Consider the following 16,676-nt stretch of genomic DNA (forward strand, 5'->3'; position numbering starts at 1 on the left):
GTAGCTAAACCATAAAATCCTAAGAAAAACAAAAAGGCCACCGAATGGGTGGCCTTTGTTCTTATAAAAGTAAATAATCTTATCCGTTCAAGGCTTCCGCTCCACCAACAATCTCCAGGATTTCGTTGGTAATCGCTGCCTGACGTGCTTTGTTATAGGTCAATTTCAATTCATCCCTTAGTTCCGCAGCATTGTCCGTTGCCTTGTGCATCGCTGTCATACGGGCTCCGTGCTCACTCGCAAAAGAATCCCTTATAGCTTTGAACAACTGGGTTTTCAAGGATTTCGGTATCAATTCTTTTACAATTTCCTCCTTGGATGGCTCGAAAATGTAATCAGCTGCGATGGCATCATCCCCTTCAGCACCAACTATGGGCAAAAATTGCTCGGTCATTACAATCTGCGTGGCGGCATTTTTGAACTTGTTGTAAACCAATTCGATTTTATCGTAATCCCCTTTGGTAAACAAACGCATCAACAATTCGGCGATCTCGGCAACATTCTCAAATGTCAAATCATCATACACCTTGCTTTGGTCGCCCAAAATGGTATGCTTCTTTCTCAGGATGTCATGACCTTTTTTACCAATGGTATAAAAATCGACCTGCTTACCTGGGTACTTGTTGGATACCAAGTTATTGCTCTGTTTGATGATGTTGGAGTTGAATCCACCACAAAGACCTCTATTGGAAGTAATGGCAACCACCAAAACTTTGTTCACGGGTCTTTTGTCAGCATACTCACTTCCGCCGTCTCCTTCCAAACTGGCGCTAAGCCCTTGCAAGAGCTCCGTCAGTTTATCCGAATAGGGACGCATAGCTGTAATAGCATCCTGAGCCTTTTTCAACTTTGCGGCAGAAACCATTTTCATGGCACTGGTAATCTGCATCGTTGATGAGATGGATGATATCCTGTTACGTATTTCCTTTAGATTCGCCATATTCTACTTTGTCATTCCGCTATGATGCGAAATCATTTTTGTTATGGATTCCTGCAGTGCCCTTCGACTACGCTCAGGGCCCTTCAGAAATGACAATTGTGTTATGCTTTGTACTTGCTTGAAAGATCCTTGCAAACAGCAGTCAATGTTTCAGTCACTTCGTCGGTCAATTTACCCGCTTTAAGCGTATCCAAAACATCTCTGTGCTTAGCGTTCAAGAACTCCAAGTAATCTTTTTCAAACTCTTTTACCTTATCTACAGGAACATCCCTCAACAAGTTCTTGGAACCTGCAAAGATGATGGCTACCTGATCTTCAACGGTAAATGGATCGTTCTGACCTTGTTTCAAGATCTCCACGTTTCTACGTCCTTTTTCGATCACGTTCAAGGTAGCGGCATCCAAATCGGAACCAAACTTGGCAAAAGCTTCCAATTCACGGAACTGGGCTTGGTCCAATTTCAATGTACCTGCCACTTTCTTCATGGACTTGATCTGCGCGGAACCACCCACACGAGATACGGAGATACCTACGTTGATCGCAGGACGAACCCCTTGGTTGAACAAGTCTTGCTCCAAGAATATCTGACCATCGGTAATGGAAATTACGTTGGTCGGGATATAAGCGGATACGTCACCTGCCTGAGTTTCAATAATTGGAAGTGCAGTCAAAGAACCTCCACCTTTTACCATTGGTTTCAATGATTCAGGAAGGTCGTTCATGGTCTTCGCGATGTCGTCATCACCGATAACCTTAGCGGCACGCTCCAACAATCTTGAGTGCAAGAAGAAAACGTCTCCAGGGTATGCCTCACGTCCCGGTGGTCTTCTCAAAAGCAAAGAAACCTCACGGTAAGCAACCGCTTGTTTTGACAAGTCATCATAAATAATCAAGGCTGGACGCCCTGTATCCCTGAAGAACTCACCAATTGCAGCACCGGCAAATGGAGCATATACCTGCATTGGTGCAGGGTCGGAAGCGTTGGCAGCTACAATGGTTGTATAGGCCAATGCACCTCTTTCTTCCAAAGTCTTGGCGATTGCGGCCACCGTTGATGCTTTCTGACCTACGGCAACGTAGATACAGTAAACCGGTTCACCTGCATCGTAAAATTCCTTTTGGTTTAGGATGGTATCGATACAAACGGTGGTCTTACCTGTTTGCTTATCACCGATAACCAACTCCCTTTGTCCACGACCTACCGGAATCATGGCATCGATTGCCTTGATACCTGTTTGCATAGGTTCGTCAACAGGTTGTCTAAAAATTACACCAGGAGCCTTACGTTCCAAAGGCATCTCGTAGGTTTCACCTGCGATAGGTCCTTTACCATCGATTGGTTTACCCAAAGTGTCCACCACACGGCCAACAATTCCTTCACCAACGTTGATGGAAGCAATACGCTCGGTTCTTTTAACAGTTGCGCCTTCCACAATCTCTTTGGATGGGCCCAACAATACAACACCTACGTTATCTTCCTCCAAGTTAAGAACGATACCTTGCATACCACCCTCGAACTCTACCAACTCCCCGTACTGCGCATTGGAAAGTCCATATACACGGGCAATACCATCACCTACTTGTAATACGGTACCCACTTCATCCAAAGAAGCGGATGCTTCGAAACCTGATAACTGTTTTTTCAAAATTGCTGATACCTCAGCGGCTTTTACTCCTGCCATTTTTATAGACTATTTGTAAATTCTCTTTTTAATCCGTTCAATTTGTTTGCGATGCTAGCATCGTATTGGGTATCTCCTACCCTTAGCACAAATCCTCCGATGATACTCTCATCGATTTTATTCTCAAGGGTAACCTTGTTTCCGGTTGCCTTGGTGACCGTTTCCAAAATTTTCTTCTCCAAATCGGAAGTCAATGGAACGGCAGTTGTTACGTAAGCTACTTCCTCGCCCTTCAATTTTTCGTGAAGAATGATGTACTTATAGGCTACTTCCTGCAACATCGCAATTCGCTTGTTGCTGATCAAGGTTTGAAGAAGACCTTTTGTGATTTCGTTGGCTCCTTTAAAGATTTCCAACAAACTGTTCTTCTTCACCTCTGATTTTATGATCGGGCTCTCCAATACATTTTGAAGCTCCTCGTTTTCGGAAATGGTCGCAGCTATCTCCCGCATATCTTTTTCAACGGCATCGGCCGCTTTCTTTTCGACTGCGAAATCCAAAGTTGCTTTTGCGTAGCGTATGGCTGCCCTGTTTTGGTTCATGTTACCTTAGTTCAGTTTAATATCGCCCAACATGTCCTCGACCAACTTTTGTTGTTTGCCTTTATCGGACAATTCTTCTTTGATCACCTTTTCCGCAATTTCCACGGATAGGTTCGCCACTTGTGCCTTAATGTCGGCAACAGCAGCCTTTTTCTCAGCTTCGATAGTAGCTTGAGCTTGCTTGATTACCTTATCGCCTTCAACTTGGGCTTGCTCTTTGGCCTCAGCAATGATGCTTTCTTTGATTTCCCTGGCCTCTTTCAACAAAGCGTCTCTTTCAACCTTTGCTTCTCTCAAAAGCTTTTCGCTGTCGGCAGTAACGTTCTGCATTTCTTTCTTTGCAGCTTCCGCAGCTTCAAGAGCATCTTTGATTCCTTCTTCCCTTTTTTCTACAGCTCCAAGAATGGGCTTCCATGCATACTTTCTAAGCAACAACAAAAGTCCAACAAAAAGCAACAACTGCCAGAAAAACAATCCTAAGGAAAATTCCTCTAATAACTTTTCCATTTATCTTAAAATATAAATTCTTTAAACTCTATCACTTTAAATCAATGAAGGGCCATAGCCAACCGCTATGGCCTTCATCAATGTTTTTACGGTTATTAAGCTGCAAAAAGAGCTGCGAAACCGATACCTTCAATAAGGGCTGCTGCAATCAACATTGCTGTTTGGATCTTACCAGAAGCTTCAGGTTGACGAGCAATGGCTTCCATTGCCTGACCACCGATTCTACCGATACCCAATCCTGCTCCGATTACGATCAAACCAGCACCTACGATGTTTGGAATTGTCATGATATATGAATTTAAATATTAAACGTTCTAATTAATGATGATCTTCTTCTACCGCCATACCAAAGTATAGGGCGGACAACATAGTAAAAATATATGCCTGTAATGCGGCTACCAACAATTCCAACAAGGAAAGTGCGAATGCCAACAAGAAGGACAATGGGCTTCCTATCCAGTTCTTAAATATGAACATCAACCCGATAATACTCATCAATACTACGTGACCCGCAGTAATGTTGGCGTACAAACGAATCATCAACGAAAATGGTTTGATGAACGTTCCCAACAATTCGATGGGTGCCAATATAATTTTCATGGGAACTGGTACACCTGGCATCCAAAAGATGTGCTTCCAGTAGTTTTTGTTCCCTGTAAATGTTGTAATGAAGTAAGTAATCATTGCCAAGGCAAAAGTAACAGCAATGTTATTGGTAACGTTCACACCAAGGGGTGTAAGACCCAATAAGTTGATGACCCAAACAAAGAAGAATACGGTCAACAAGTAGCTCATATACTTTTTGTACTTATGCTCACCAATATTTGGTATGGCAATCTCGTCACGAACAAAAAGCACCAAAGGCTCCAAGAACCTCCCCAAACCACGAGGCATGGTACTTTTTTGATATCTTTTCGCCATGGAACGGAAGACCAAGAACATCAGCAACGCTACCGCAATAATAAACACCACGTTCTTGGTAATGGAAAAATCCAATGGTTTTTCATTAGTGGGATGAGCATCCTCTACTACTAAATCTTCACCAAAGGCATCTTCCGTATGTGTTTCCTCTCCGTGATGACCACCAAACTCGATGGTGCCCTCAGCGTCGGTCTTATATATTTTGTTGTGATATAGTGCGTAGTAGTTTCCATCAACCTCGGCTACACCTTCGCCGTGTTTCAGTTTGGAAGAAGAGAAAACCTTTAATCCATTGTCCCAAAGAATCACTGGCAATGGAAAGCCTATATACTTGTGCTCACCCTCCTCTGTAGTGTAAGAATACAGGTTGAAATCATGCGAATCCAAAAGGTGATGATCGATGTACTCCTTAATTTCGGTCTTTAAATCGTGGGCGCCTGTTTCAACTTCTTCTCCCTCATGGTCTTGGGCTGATACAAATCCCGCAATTAAAAAAATTACGGCAACTAATTTTTTACTGAAAAAAGAATTTCGCATATGATCCAACTATGGGTCCTCAAAAATTGGTGCAAAAATACATTCCTCCGTCAAAAGAAAAAAGCTTTTTTGAGTATTATTTTTTTCTTTGTTTTTTTTGATTGATTTTGGAGCTTTGTTACACAGTATTAAGCAGTTTCACCAAGAAGAAGGTTTCAAGGAAAAGTGCAAATCCGTACGGTACAAAAAACACAAGGAACTCCAAACGCTCCAATGTGCCATCTTGATTAAAGGCAGGATATAGAAAAATAAAGAAAAGGGTGAATTTTAAAAGACTGCCGCCCAAAAAAAAGAAGCCCAATAAATCCCGGTATTTGTTTCTGAACATGTAAATCGCAAAAAATACAATCAGGCCCATTATGGCATTCAGCACATAACTTTTTGTCAATTGAAGAGCTGCAAGGTCATGACCTCCATTTTCCAAAAACCAAGACTGTGAAAAAAACAGAAGTAGCAACCCTACAATTAGGGCAGAGATAAAAAGAATCGGGTAAGCCTTAATCTTCAATCGTTGATCTTTTTCACTTGTTGAACAACCAAATATATGGAAATGGCAACGGCTAAGATTGTACAAATGGGCAAGAACACCTTTTCCGTATCAAAATTCGCGTCAAGCCATTTACCTCCCCACACACCTAAGTAAATAACTACGCCCATTTGAATGGCGGAACCAGACAAACGGGCGGCTGTATTGATTGCTTTGTTATATTTTTTAGGAGGCTTTTGCTGGCTCATCTTTTTTATTGGACTGCATTTTGGTAGCGGATGCAGCACCTTTGCCCATAGTACAGGCAGCATTAAAGGTAGCTCCTGGCTCTACGGCCAATTTGGCCACACTCACGGTACCTTCTATAGTTGCGGACGATTTAAGGGAAAGTAAATCCTTTACCATAAGTTCACCGTTAAACCTTCCTTCTATATCTGCATTCACACATTCAACCTTTCCGTTAATGTAGCCATCCTTTCCTATGACAACCTTACCGGAGGTGGTCACATTCCCTTCCAATTTACCATCTATCCTAAAGTCGGCTTCGGAGGTAATGTCACCCTTTATTTTTGTGTTCTTTTCAATTCTGTTGGGCTGTCCGCCAAATTCATTCATAGGCCGGGGTTTTTTGTTGTCAGAAAACATTGTGTTCTAGGATTTTGGGGTTAAAATTGTGCTTTGTATGATTCTAAGTTCTTGTGGACTTGTATGATTTTATAATTATCCGATAAAACTACAAAATTCTCATCTTTAATGAGGTAGTCCCTATTGTTTTTTATAAGCTCGGCAAAGCCTAGGGCAAAGTCCTTGGAGGGAAAACCGTGTACCACCACAAACTCATCCTCCAAATTATAAATGTCCTTGGAAACCAAATTATCGTAATGCAATTCCTTGATCGCTTCCTCTAAACGTTTCTCAAGTTCAGCCGCTTCATTGTCGTTTCTTATCTTAAATGGAAACACAACTTTCCAGTTTCCTGTCCCTGTCGATCCCGTTTCCGGAGAAAACTCCTTGGTTTCCAATTTGGGCAATTGCTCCTCGACCATCTGCTCCGCCTTTTTACCTTCGGGATTGTTCGGATAGGTCAATGCAACGTAATTAAGCGCTTCCTTAAAAGGTTCAAAACCTTGTAAACGACCTATGGCATTTGCTTTTAGCATTTCAAACTTTGGCACGATCGGGTCACCGGTAAATCTATTGATGTATTCCTCGGACTGGGTAATTACTTGCAAAAACTCTTGCGCTCTGTACTTCCTGAACAATTCAGCGTATCTGGCATCCGGACTATCGGTATTTCCATCTAAAACGGCTTGGGGGTTCAACAATATTTCTGCGTAACGGGTATTTGGGTGATTGGTGATGATGTTCTGTTTCATGGTCATCGCCAACGGGCTGCCCGTTTCCTCATAAATCTTGTACAGATTATATTTTGAGGGTAAAACCAATCGTTCTTCGGGATTCGAGGATAGCACGCGCTCCAATTTGGATGCGGCCAACATATTGTCCTTGAACTTTTCCTTATAGATCAGTCCCAATTGATAATTGGCAAAGTTACGTTCACCCTTCAAGCTATCAATAACGGCAACATCGGTGGGCACCTGTTCCAAATAATAGTCGACCGAGTATTTCTGGTCTTCCGTCAACACTTCGTCGTTTCCCGCGATTGCCTCACCAGTAGCTTCAGAGACCAAGGTTTTGGCCTTATTGCTCCATCTCCAGTCGTCTTCCAGGCTTCTTGTGCCCCAACGGGTCCTAAATCCGTTTCTGCCCTGCCCCAGACTGGTAATGTTATAAAAATAGAACTTGCCCTGGTTCTCCTTTCCTCCTTTGCTGTTCGCAAATGTGGCAAATCCGGCGTTGGCTCGTTCCTGTTGTTTCTCGGCTTCGGCCTCCTCTTTTCGTTTCATCTCGGCGATATAGTCCTCAAAGTAGGCAGTGCGTTCGGCCACGGGCATTTGGTACAGTGTGATCACACTATCGGCATGCTGGACTATATCCTCGTACTTGATAACATCTTCGAGGTTGTCCAGTTTCTTTTTAATATCGCGATGTTTTCTCGTGTTCTCGCTCAGATTGGTCAAAGTACTGTCGTAATAAGAACCTGCCATACGGTACTCGTCCTCATCAAAATAATAATCCGCCAAACTCTGGTAGTTCAGGGCATACAATTTGCGTTCCCCCTGTGTTGCCTTTATGGATTTGTTAAAATAGGCCAAGGCCAAACTATCATCCTCGTAAGCCAGATGATATTGGGCCACTTGCCTGAAGATCTTATCCAAAAAAGGTCTGTTTTCCCTGTTCTCTTCCAAATCGGTAAGGTAATCCAACATATCTTCCCTGTTACCCTCGGTAAGCTCGGTGTTCTGGATTTTCTTTAAGTGTGCATTGATCATGTACACCCTGGGTGATTTACGGTTGAGTTCAATAACCTTGTTATACGCGTAATTGGCGCTGTCCTTATGTCCCATTTGATCGTACAACTGACCGATTATGAACAGGTATCTTCCCTTTTCAGGATTATTTTTGGTATACGCTTGGGAAATTTTTAGTTTTTGAATGGCAGTATCTGGTGCGTTCAGGTTGATGTAACATTGGGCCAACACAGCATTGGCATCGGCGTATTCCTGGTCTTTCAACTTTTCATATTTGAAAAGGCGCTTCAAATTTTTGATGGCCACTTCCGGATTGTCCAAACGCATGTTGGTCTTTTCCCTCCAAATGGTAGCCTCGTTCAATTTGTCGCTCTTAGTGTATTTTCTAAGAACATAATTGAAGGACTCCAAAGCAGGAATATAACGCTGGTCAAAATAACGCGACTTCCCAAGTAGAAGGAATGCTTCATCAATCTGGGGGTTGCGCTCTTCGTCCTTAATGTCCATGCTGTGCTTTTGGATGGCCTTGGTGGCCTTTTCCTCGGCGATCAGAAAGTTGGGGTTGTTGTCCTCGGAATCGAGCTTTATCTCATCGGTCACCTTGAGGCGCTCCACGGGTAGGATTTCCCAATAATCGTCTCGATAATTGGCATTGATCTCTTCCAACCCTTTTTGAAAGGCCAAATTACCGTTGTACAGGGTGTTGAACTCGGTGTTGATGGCGTGCCAATTTCGGTTAATGAACTTATCCTTTTTGGTGGAACATGCATTAAATACAAGTCCTCCCAAAACTACGGCACTTAAAAATGTATGATGAAGCTTCAAAATTATCGATAATCTTGTGTAACCTTAAACTCAAAAATGAGCGGATTATTATAAGGCTTATCGATAAAATGCAAGAAAATTACTGTCGCTTTTCAAACACTAGCCAGCAAAGAAAGCTTCGAGTTCCTTCATGGTTTCCGCAGAGGTGTGGATATCCTTGACGATTTCGCCCTTATTGAGCACAACAATGCGTTCGCAGACCTCGGTAACATGAATTAAATCATGACTGGAAACCAAAACGGTAACCCCTTCTTTGGCGGCCAAATCCTTAATGATTCCCTTTAGTCGAATTTGGGTGGTCGGGTCCAGATTGGCAAAAGGCTCATCCAAGATCACCACTTCGGGGTTCCCGATAAAACTGGCCACAATGCCGACTTTCTTTTGATTTCCTTTGGAAAGGTCCCTCAAGTACTTTTTTTGTCCCAAGATTTCACCATGGAAGAAATCTTCAAAATTGGACAAAAGTGCATCTACATCGGCTTTGTTCCTTCCGCGCAGTTCACCGATAAAGTAGAAATACTCTTCTGGCGTAAGATACCCTATCAAAAAGGTTTCATCTATAAAAGCTGAAGTAAATGGTTTCCAGGCCTCACTCTGGTCCACTTGCACATCATTATTGATGATATGCCCCGATGAGGGCTGGATCAAATCCAACAACAGACTAAAAAGAGTTGTCTTTCCGGCTCCATTGTTGCCCACCAACCCAAAGCTCTGACCTTTTGGGATTTCAAGGTGGTCGATGTTCAAAACGGTGTTATCACCGTAGGTCTTGGTCAAATTATGAACTGTGATCATTGTATTTTTCTGTTAATGGTGGTTATTTCTGTTTGTATGCTTGTAGTGTTTTGTACTTCTCCTTTTTATAAATATTCTCGATCATGGTGAAGACCCTATTCTTGAAAACAAATCCCAATAGACCAAAAACGGCTACAAAAATGTATCCCGCCATAGGGCTGATCAAAAAGTGCCCGATAGCATAGATTCCGATCGGCAATACCAACTTGGGCAGGGTGAGCAGGAGTGTTTTGGCATTAAAAGCCTGTTTGTCCCCAAATGCTTTTTTGTTGGAGGTTAGCTCAATTGGGGTCTTTACATAGGCGCCTCCCCATAGCACGAGATAGCTGTTGATCCCAATATTGTATATGGCACCAACCAATACCGCCGCATAGGCTTCCCAGCCAAAATAGAGATAGAAAGTGGCCAAAATGGTGGAAATGATGGTCGCTATGATCACTAAATACCATTTAGAGGAAAGGTATTCCCTGTATTTGATGTTTTGGCTCATCATCAAAGGGTAATAACTACTGTCCCAACTGGGCACGTACTGTCCAAAACTGAACAGGAAGCCGCCTGTAACGAATATCCCTGCAAAGATTTTCCAGAAAGGGCCATCGTAAACCTCAAGGGCCCCTGTGAAAAAGAGCAGTCCGTAAAAAATAAAGAAGGCTCCTGCAATCACAGCAGATCGCGATCTTTTGTTTCGTTTGATGAGTTTGATGTCGTTCTTCAAGAAAGTTCCCAAATTCCCAAAGCGATCCAACCATTCCAGGTTCTCGGTCTTGGCCTCGGTCTGTTTTTTGGCCAATCCCCCATCCAGATACATGTGCTTCTTAAAATAGGCAAAAGCACCGTAATACAATGCTACCAATAGCGCCCAAGAAACTATAGCGGTCCAGGGCATGTCGTAAAAAAGGTCAAAAACAGGTTGGGTAAACTGCGTGATATCGAACCATTGGTAATATTGTGAGGCTCCTGCCAATATGAACAATATGGCAAACACATAGAAAACTACGTTTTGGTTGTTGACCATTACATTAAGAAAGTTGTTGCAATAGATCAGTGCCATTAATGCTAAATGCCAGCCGATAACCTGCATTGGAGGATAACCCTGAACGAGCAAAACAATACTGAAAGGCACAAAGAAAAAAGCGTGGGCAATATTAAAAAACGATGTTACGGTTTTGCCCAATGAGAACTGTACCACCTTGCTTTTTTTTATGGGCAGGTACAACATCGGTTTTATATTGGTGACCGGCATTTTTTGCAACATGTACCGAAACACTAGGTCAAAGGCCAGATAGTAGATCATGAACTGGTTGACCACTCGCAATGGGTCCCCAATTTTCATTTTCTCTATAATGAAGTAGGCCCCGACACCCATTCCCAGAAATACAGCAATAAAGTACAATGCTGCCAATGCCATCAATATTTTAAACCAAATTTCGGTCTTAAAGGTGGCCGATCTAAAAAATGACTTCCATTGGAGTCCAATAAAATGTTTGAGCATGGTTGGCGTTTTTTTAGTTGGTATCTAAATTATCCGATTTGTTACAATTCCGATGCTTTTTCTTAAAATAGATGTTCAAAAGACCTGTATTGCTTAATTTTGCAGCAAAATTTTTTTCATGAGCGATTTCCATGCTTTAAAAATTGCTGCGGTGGACAGGTTAACTCCAAATGCCGTAGCCCTTACTTTCGATATCCCGGAAAATTTAAAAGAGGCCTACAGTTTTAAAGCGGGCCAATATATTACCCTAAAACATAAAGTGGACGGAAAGGAGCTGCGAAGAGCCTATTCCATATCATCTCCCCCTTCTTCCGGAAAATTGACCGTGGGCATCAAAAAAATGGAAGGCGGTACTTTTTCCGTTTATGCCAATGAAAATCTAAAGGCCGGTGATAGTATTGAGGTCATGTTACCAGAAGGAAGGTTTGTTTTTAAAGCAACTTCGCCACAAAAAATAGCCGCTTTTGCAGCAGGCAGTGGTATTACACCGATTATGAGCATTGCACAAACAGTGCTTGAAAACAACCCTGAAAATATGTTTGTACTGGTCTTTGGAAACCAATCTCCAGAGGAGACCATGTACTTTAAAGAAATCCAGTCCATCAAGGAAAAATACGGCGAACGGTTTTTTGTACAATACGTCTATAGCCGTTCCAATGTGGAAGATGCCCTTTTTGGCAGGATCGAAAGATCAACCGTAAACTTTGTACTTAAAAACAAGTTCAAGGACAATGCCTTCGACGGATTTTATCTATGTGGCCCCGAAGAGATGATCGAACAGGTCACCGAAACATTAACGGACAATGGGGTTGATAAAGAAAAAATCCATTTTGAACTTTTCACAAGCGATGATTCCGATGACGAACTTGCCGAAGAGTTGGAAGGTATGACACAAGTCACCGTAATTCTGGATGATGAGACCTATTCCTTTGTAATGGACAAAAAAGAACGGGTGCTGGATGCTGTTCTAAAACAGGACATCGATGCCCCATACTCTTGTCAAGGCGGTGTATGTAGCAGTTGTATTGCACGGCTTACAGAGGGTAAGGCAGAAATGGTGAAAAACCAGATACTTACCGATGGGGAAATTGAAGAAGGCTTTGTTTTGACCTGCCAATCGCACCCAACAACATCCAAGATCACGGTGGATTACGACGATGTTTAGGCCTTGACTGGATGGGCTACACTATTTTTTCCAAAGCCCTGCTTCCATGTTCATATCCAATAGTAAAGGCATTTTCGATCCCTTTTTTATCCAATACCCCTATTTGGTCCAACTCCTTGGGCTCTATGTATAGGTCGCATTGGTGCAACTTTTCATCATTCGAAGCATGGATCATAAGACTGGTGACCCTTCCCGTAAGTTGAAAAGAGTTCCTAAGGTCCTTCTTTTGCAAGGGCACCGTAACGGAAACATTGCTTCCAATGATAAACTCCGTCTTATCCTCCACATATTCCTTTGGAAAATTGTTCATGATACCCCCATCGGCATATAGGATATCGTTGATCTCCACAGGGCTAAAAACTGGGGGCAACGCGGCCGAGGCCAACAGTGGTTTAATAAGTTCCCCTGAATTGAAGACACGCTCTTTGCCACTCAACAGATCGGTGGCCACGATATACAATGGTCTTTGCAAACTTTCAAAAGTGTTTTCAGGGAAAAAGTTTTTGAATATCCCGGCATAACGCTCCGTATCGATAAAACCAGGCTTGTTTATCGTAAAAAAACTGTATTGGAAAAGTGGCGTCTCCTTAAAAAACGTCAGCATCTCTTCCACGGTATTATTGTTGGCATATAGGGCCCCGACCAGGGCTCCAATACTTGTTCCCGCCACAACCTTTGCCTCAATTTGATGTTCCCTCAAGGCTTTGATTAGACCGATATGGGCCATTCCCCGGACACCTCCTCCCGAAAGTACGAGACCTATGGATTTATTTTCAAGCATTCTTCTGTTATGATCAATTCTGCTGTAAAGTTAAAATAATGATGGTTCGCAGTGTTGCCTCAACGTTTTATTTCGATCATAACATTCAATTTTTTGAATAAAACCAAACCCAACCCTCAGGAACTCCGTAGATACGATTACAAACCAAAATTCAGTCCTATGAAATCTTTGCAAACTATGATTGTCTCTGCCATTATTATTATCGCGGTAGCAACAGGAATGTATTCCCAAGGTGCCAATTTCCAAAAAAGCAATGGGTCCGTTAATTACCAAGATCTAAATTCTATCGAAGAAAACTTGTGGTATTATCATGGAAAACGCAGGCACCCATCGATAGTCCTTGCACTTTCTTAGTTGTTTCTTAATTGAAAAAACGCTCTTTATACATGTAGGCACCTCAAAATCAGCACAAATCATAAATTTCACTTATTTCTTCATCAAATTCTGTAATCAAAACCATAAGGTTTCGACCAAAAAGGATAGTGATATTTGTTGTATGTTTAGGTTGAACATTAAATAAAAGAACATGGCCAAATCATATTACGACCCCGCAGACCTCAGAAAATTTGGAAAGATTACCGAGTGGAGCGAAGAACTGGGCAATAAATTTTTTGATTATTACGGAAAGGTTTTTGAAGAGGGCGCCTTGAGTGCTCGGGAAAAATCGTTGATTGCCCTGGCCGTTTCTCACGTAGTAAAATGTCCTTATTGTATCGATGCCTATACCAAAGATGGTCTACAACGGGGGATTACAAAAGAAGAAATGATGGAAGCCGTACATGCAGGCGCTGCCATAGAGAGTGGAGCCACCCTGGTTCACGGTCTTCAAATGATGAACAAGTACGACAAACTATCCATGTAATTCCGTTTTTAATGACCCAAAGTATACTGACAGACATAAAAAAAGCAGCGAAAAAATCCTTAAAAGCTCGGGAAGATGCTCTTGCCAATACCCAAAAGCAATTGGAAATCCTTAACGGAGATCTTTTTGTTGACGGGGAGCTTCCATATTTTAAGGATAAAATTGCCGAGACCGGTCAGTTTCCGTTAAAACCTAAAAAACTGGAAATACTCCAGATCAATGTAGGGTATATGTGCAATCAGGTTTGTGGTCATTGCCATGTGGATGCCGGACCCGATCGCAAGGAGATCATGACGCGGGAAACCATGGAGCAATGTCTGGAAGTTATCCGAAATACCGGAGCACACACACTGGACCTTACCGGTGGGGCACCCGAAATGAACCCTGACTTTAGATGGTTCGTGGAAGAGGCTTCCAAGGCAGGGATCCAAGATTTTATCGTCCGCTCCAATCTTACCATTATCTTGGCCAACAAAAAGTACCACGATTTACCGGAGTTTTTTAAAAAACACAATGTACACGTAGTTTCATCTATGCCGCATTACACTCGAGGCAAAACGGACAAACAACGTGGTGATGGTGTTTTCGATAAGTCCATAAAGGCATTGCAAATGCTCAACAAGGTGGGCTATGGCATGCCCGACAGTAATTTGCGCTTGGATTTGGTCTATAATCCATCAGGAGCGTTTTTGCCAGCCGACCAAGCTGCCATGGAGCACGACTTTAAAAAAGCATTGAAAGAAGATTTTGATATTGACTTCCATAATCTTTTTGCCATTACCAATTTGCCGATTTCGAGGTTCTTGGACTACCTCATCGCTTCGGACAACTATGAAGATTACATGTATTCCCTAGTGGAAGCATACAATCCTGCAGCAGTGGAGAATGTCATGTGTACGAACACCATCTCAGTAAGTTGGGACGGGTGGCTGTACGATTGCGATTTTAACCAGATGCTAGACCTTAAGGTGGCGAGCAAGGTAAAACATATCAAGGATTATAATGATGATGTACTAAATGACCGTGACATTATTATCTCACAACATTGCTACGGTTGTACTGCAGGAGCCGGTAGTAGTTGTCAAGGGAGTGTGGCTTAACTTTCCAAAATCTCCAACAATTTATCCAGTACTTTTTCCGGTTTGATGGTCTTCATGGCGCTTTCATATCCCTCGGGCACTTTGTTGCCATAGACTGAGGTGGGAATCAAGGGATATACTTCACGGTCTGCCATAAGTGCATTTTCAATAGGCTGACCAAAAGGATAGAATCCAGCAAAAGGATGGGTAACGCCCCAGAGTGTGATAACAGGAATACCATAGTTGGCCGCCATGTGGGCATTACCACTGTCCATGGACAACATTACATCCAAATTGGAAATAAGTTGCAGCTCTTCGGAAAGATTAAGCTTGCCTGCCATACAAAAGGCATTATGGTAGGTGGTATCGATGCCTTCCAAAGCTTCAACTTCCTTGGCTCCTCCACCGAACAACAGGATTTTATACTTATCGGTCTTATCTAGTTGCTTGATTACTTCCTCTGTTGATGCCAATGGATACATTTTGCCTTCATGGGCCGCAAAAGGTGCTATTCCCACCCATTTTTTGGTATCCTGTTGCACCAAGGCCAATACTTTCTCAGAAAGTTCTATCCGTTGCAAAGACTTGGTCATGGATAATTCAATGGGATACCCTAAAGCAGCAAAAACATCGGCATAACGCTCATGGGTAGATTTAAGTTGCTTAAAAACTTTATTTTTAGACCGTGTAAGCGCTTTTTTGTCCCTTCGTCCTTTATCTATCTGGACAACGTGAATTCGCTCCAAGGAAAAGTACTTTTTAAGCACTCGACTGCGCAATACATTATGGAGGTCTGCAACGGCATTGAATTGCAAGGGTTTCAGTTCTTTGTAAAGGCGCCAAAGTCCCAATAAGCCCTTGTGACGATTTTTAACATCCGCCTCTTTTATCTGTACATTCTTCAACCCATTAAAAATGGGCATAAATGCTTTCTTGGTTAAAATGGTAATTTTTAATTCCGGGTATTTCTCGGTGAGGGCACAAATCACGGGAACAGTCATGGCGACATCACCCATTGCGGACAACCGAATTACCAAGATATGGGTATGTTTACCCTTTTTGCCCACGTAGCACTGGGTTTAATTCATCGTCGTTGTACATTTTCATCTGTTTATAGACTTTCATGTACTTATCCCCAGCCTCGATATCCTTCAATAATTGATCGATCGCTGTAGAAAGGTCTTTTTTCTGCTCCAAAAGAACGGCCAACTTATCGCTACACTTTTGAGTGTGCTCGGGAGTTGCATCGGTTCGGTCAACCTCCTCTTGCATGTGGTATATTTTTAAAGCCAATATAGAAAGTCGGTCAAGTGCCCATGCCGGACTCTCCGTATTAATTTTAGCACCATCCTTTACTTGTACCGACTGGTATTTATTTAAGAAATAGCTATCAATGTATTCTACCAAATCTGTGCGGTCCTGATTGCTCGCATCAATTTTGCGTTTCAGGTCCAAAGCGGCCACGGGGTCTATATTGGGGTCGCGAATAATATCCTCGTAATGCCATTGTACGGTGTCTATCCAATTTTTTCTGTAAAGCAAATGCTCCACTTTATCCTTTGGGTAGGGATTGGTGAATTCTTGGTAAACATCATCCTTAATGTGATAGGTGTCAATACTTTCTTGAAATATTTTGAAGGCAAAATCACTGAACATAGCTTAAAATTTGTTCAAAGATATTGCTTTATA

The 16,676-nt window shown here is 42.4% G+C and carries 18 protein-coding genes and 1 pseudogene; 4 read left to right on the top strand and 15 right to left on the bottom strand.

Annotated features, from left to right (window positions below; all coding sequences use genetic code 11):
• Positions 1-79: 79 nt before the first annotated feature.
• The 12 genes and pseudogenes from atpG to PY091_RS06415 form a co-directional block, all read right to left on the bottom strand.
• A complete protein-coding gene (gene atpG, locus PY091_RS06360; protein ID WP_275648870.1) occupies positions 80-940 on the bottom strand; it encodes an ATP synthase F1 subunit gamma in 861 nt (286 codons plus the stop codon).
• 101 nt (positions 941-1,041) lie between these two features.
• The gene (atpA, locus tag PY091_RS06365) at positions 1,042-2,622 is read right to left on the bottom strand and encodes a F0F1 ATP synthase subunit alpha (RefSeq protein WP_275648871.1); all 1,581 of its coding nucleotides are present in this window, start codon (positions 2,620-2,622) and stop codon (positions 1,042-1,044) included.
• A 2-nt stretch (positions 2,623-2,624) separates the two neighbouring features.
• Positions 2,625-3,164 carry an ATP synthase F1 subunit delta gene (gene atpH, locus PY091_RS06370; RefSeq protein WP_275648872.1) on the bottom strand — a complete coding sequence of 180 codons (540 nt, stop codon included), beginning with the start codon at positions 3,162-3,164 and terminating at the stop codon, positions 2,625-2,627.
• Between the two features lie 6 nt (positions 3,165-3,170).
• Positions 3,171-3,671, bottom strand: a complete 501-nt coding sequence (locus PY091_RS06375; protein WP_275648873.1) for a F0F1 ATP synthase subunit B — start codon at positions 3,669-3,671, stop codon at positions 3,171-3,173.
• Between the two features lie 95 nt (positions 3,672-3,766).
• On the bottom strand, positions 3,767-3,958 hold the full coding sequence (atpE, locus tag PY091_RS06380; protein WP_053970734.1) for an ATP synthase F0 subunit C: 192 nt from the start codon (positions 3,956-3,958) through the stop codon (positions 3,767-3,769).
• Positions 3,959-3,989: 31 nt separating this feature from the next.
• The gene (gene atpB / locus PY091_RS06385) at positions 3,990-5,129 is read right to left on the bottom strand and encodes a F0F1 ATP synthase subunit A (RefSeq protein WP_275648874.1); all 1,140 of its coding nucleotides are present in this window, start codon (positions 5,127-5,129) and stop codon (positions 3,990-3,992) included.
• A gap of 118 nt (positions 5,130-5,247) precedes the next feature.
• Positions 5,248-5,637 carry a hypothetical protein gene (locus tag PY091_RS06390; protein ID WP_275648875.1) on the bottom strand — a complete coding sequence of 130 codons (390 nt, stop codon included), beginning with the start codon at positions 5,635-5,637 and terminating at the stop codon, positions 5,248-5,250.
• Positions 5,634-5,864, bottom strand: coding sequence for an AtpZ/AtpI family protein (locus tag PY091_RS06395; RefSeq protein ID WP_275648876.1), 231 nt, complete (start codon positions 5,862-5,864; stop codon positions 5,634-5,636). Before PY091_RS06395 ends, PY091_RS06390 begins: the two co-directional genes overlap by 4 nt.
• Positions 5,842-6,261: a bactofilin family protein gene (locus tag PY091_RS06400; protein WP_275648877.1), complete on the bottom strand. Its 420-nt coding sequence runs from the start codon at positions 6,259-6,261 to the stop codon at positions 5,842-5,844. The genes PY091_RS06395 and PY091_RS06400 overlap by 23 nt, the downstream gene beginning before the upstream one ends.
• A gap of 6 nt (positions 6,262-6,267) precedes the next feature.
• Positions 6,268-8,813: pseudogene (porW, locus tag PY091_RS06405) on the bottom strand (type IX secretion system periplasmic lipoprotein PorW/SprE).
• A gap of 99 nt (positions 8,814-8,912) precedes the next feature.
• Positions 8,913-9,608 (bottom strand): ABC transporter ATP-binding protein, encoded by a 696-nt coding sequence (locus PY091_RS06410; protein WP_275648879.1) that lies wholly within the window; start codon positions 9,606-9,608, stop codon positions 8,913-8,915.
• Positions 9,609-9,630: 22 nt separating this feature from the next.
• On the bottom strand, positions 9,631-11,100 hold the full coding sequence (locus PY091_RS06415) for a DUF5687 family protein (protein WP_275648880.1): 1,470 nt from the start codon (positions 11,098-11,100) through the stop codon (positions 9,631-9,633).
• A 118-nt stretch (positions 11,101-11,218) separates the two neighbouring features.
• Here PY091_RS06415 and PY091_RS06420 point away from each other — a divergent pair, with 118 nt between their 5' ends.
• Complete coding sequence (locus PY091_RS06420) at positions 11,219-12,265, top strand: ferredoxin--NADP reductase (RefSeq protein WP_275648881.1); 1,047 nt, start codon at positions 11,219-11,221, stop codon at positions 12,263-12,265.
• A 16-nt stretch (positions 12,266-12,281) separates the two neighbouring features.
• Here the strand turns inward: PY091_RS06420 and PY091_RS06425 are convergent, their stop codons facing one another.
• Complete coding sequence (locus PY091_RS06425; RefSeq protein ID WP_275648882.1) at positions 12,282-13,046, bottom strand: patatin-like phospholipase family protein; 765 nt, start codon at positions 13,044-13,046, stop codon at positions 12,282-12,284.
• 159 nt (positions 13,047-13,205) lie between these two features.
• On the opposite strand from PY091_RS06425, the gene PY091_RS06430 reads away from it, so the two are divergent.
• The 3 genes from PY091_RS06430 (at position 13,206) to arsS (ending at position 15,008) form a co-directional block, all read left to right on the top strand.
• Positions 13,206-13,400, top strand: a complete 195-nt coding sequence (locus PY091_RS06430; protein ID WP_275648883.1) for a hypothetical protein — start codon at positions 13,206-13,208, stop codon at positions 13,398-13,400.
• Positions 13,401-13,572: 172 nt separating this feature from the next.
• Positions 13,573-13,908, top strand: a complete 336-nt coding sequence (locus PY091_RS06435; protein WP_275648884.1) for an arsenosugar biosynthesis-associated peroxidase-like protein — start codon at positions 13,573-13,575, stop codon at positions 13,906-13,908.
• 11 nt (positions 13,909-13,919) lie between these two features.
• On the top strand, positions 13,920-15,008 hold the full coding sequence (gene arsS, locus PY091_RS06440) for an arsenosugar biosynthesis radical SAM (seleno)protein ArsS (protein WP_275648885.1): 1,089 nt from the start codon (positions 13,920-13,922) through the stop codon (positions 15,006-15,008).
• Here arsS and PY091_RS06445 read toward each other — a convergent pair.
• Positions 15,005-16,054 carry a glycosyltransferase family 9 protein gene (locus PY091_RS06445; protein WP_275648886.1) on the bottom strand — a complete coding sequence of 350 codons (1,050 nt, stop codon included), beginning with the start codon at positions 16,052-16,054 and terminating at the stop codon, positions 15,005-15,007. The genes arsS and PY091_RS06445 overlap by 4 nt on opposite strands.
• Positions 16,038-16,643, bottom strand: a complete 606-nt coding sequence (locus tag PY091_RS06450) for a DUF4254 domain-containing protein (protein WP_275648887.1) — start codon at positions 16,641-16,643, stop codon at positions 16,038-16,040. Before PY091_RS06450 ends, PY091_RS06445 begins: the two co-directional genes overlap by 17 nt.
• Positions 16,644-16,676: the final 33 nt, after the last annotated feature.

Source organism: Flagellimonas okinawensis, assembly GCF_029194005.1.
In the GTDB taxonomy this organism is placed as follows: Bacteria; Bacteroidota; Bacteroidia; order Flavobacteriales; family Flavobacteriaceae; genus Flagellimonas; species Flagellimonas okinawensis.